This is a genomic window from Actinoallomurus acaciae (assembly GCF_042429965.1).
In the GTDB taxonomy this organism is placed as follows: Bacteria; Actinomycetota; Actinomycetes; order Streptosporangiales; family Streptosporangiaceae; genus Actinoallomurus; species Actinoallomurus acaciae.
Genome location: NZ_JBHLZP010001081.1, coordinates 1 through 1153 on the forward strand (window position 1 = coordinate 1; position 1153 = coordinate 1153).

Annotated in this window: 2 pseudogenes; both read right to left on the reverse strand. The window is 74.5% G+C overall.

Annotated features, from left to right (window positions below):
- Positions 1-438 (reverse strand): annotated as a pseudogene (locus tag ACFFNX_RS50635) (ABC transporter permease); the annotation flags it as partial.
- Between the two features lie 95 nt (positions 439-533).
- Positions 534-1153 (reverse strand): annotated as a pseudogene (locus ACFFNX_RS50640) (ATP-binding cassette domain-containing protein); the annotation flags it as partial.

The following is a 1153-nucleotide window of genomic DNA, read 5'->3' on the forward strand; positions in this document are numbered from 1 at the left end:
CGCGCGCAGCACGCCCGGCTGCCCGAGGCCCGGCGCGGTCAGCCGGCCGTGCAGCGCGGCCCGGCCGGCGAGGAACGCGGCGAACGCCGTCACCTCGCCGAGCACGAGCGTCACCAGGCCGAGGACCGACGCCTTGGCGGCCAGCAGCAGCGGGCGGTCCGGCACGGCGGCGAGCGTCGCACGGATCATCCCTGAGGAGTACTCGCTGGTCATCGTCAGCACGCCGAGAACGCCGACCAGCAACAGGCCGGGCGCGACGCCCGCGAGCACGTTGTTGGTCAGGTCGGCGGACGCGTCCTTGCTGTTCGCGCCCACCGCGATGCCGATGCCGGTCGCGCCGGCGACCGTGACCGCCAGCGTCCACCAGGTCGAACGCAGGGTGCGCAGTTTGATCCACTCCATCCGCGACGCGGCGGAGAACCGGTGGAGACTCGTCATGACGTGCTCTCCTTACGGACGGGCCGGCCGCGGTGCTCGGCGGCGGCCGAGGTCAGGGTCAGGAACGCCTCCTCCAGGGAGCCGTACCGCGCGGACAGCTCCGCCACGGACGTCTCGGCGACGAGGCGCCCGGCGCCGATCACCACGAGACGGTCGGCGGTCAGCGCCATCTCCCCGATCAGGTGGCTGGAGACGAACACCGTGCGGCCTTCCGCCGCGAGCGTTCGCAGCAGGGTGCGGAGCCAGCGGACGCCCTGCGGGTCCAGGCCGTTGACCGGCTCGTCCAGCACCAGGACGCCCGGGTCGCCGAGCAGCGCGGTCGCCACGCCGAGCCGCTGGGCCATCCCGAGGGAGAACCCGCCCGCCCGCCGGTGCGCGGCCGAGGTGAGACCGACGATGTCGAGCACCTCCTCCACCCGCGAGCGCGGGATGTCGTTGGCCGCCGCCAGGGCGCTGAGGTGGGCGTGCGCGGAGCGGCCCGGATGGAAGGCGGACGTCTCGAGCAGCGCGCCGACCGCGCGCAGGGGCCGGTCCAACGCCCCGTAGCGCCGTCCGCCGACCCGGGCGTGCCCGGCGTCCGGCGCGTCGAGCCCAAGGATCATCCGCATGGTCGTCGACTTGCCGGCGCCGTTCGGGCCGAGGAAGCCCGTCACCGAGCCCGGCCGGACGTCGAAGCCGAGCGCGTCGACGGCGAGTGTGGATCGATAGCGTTTGG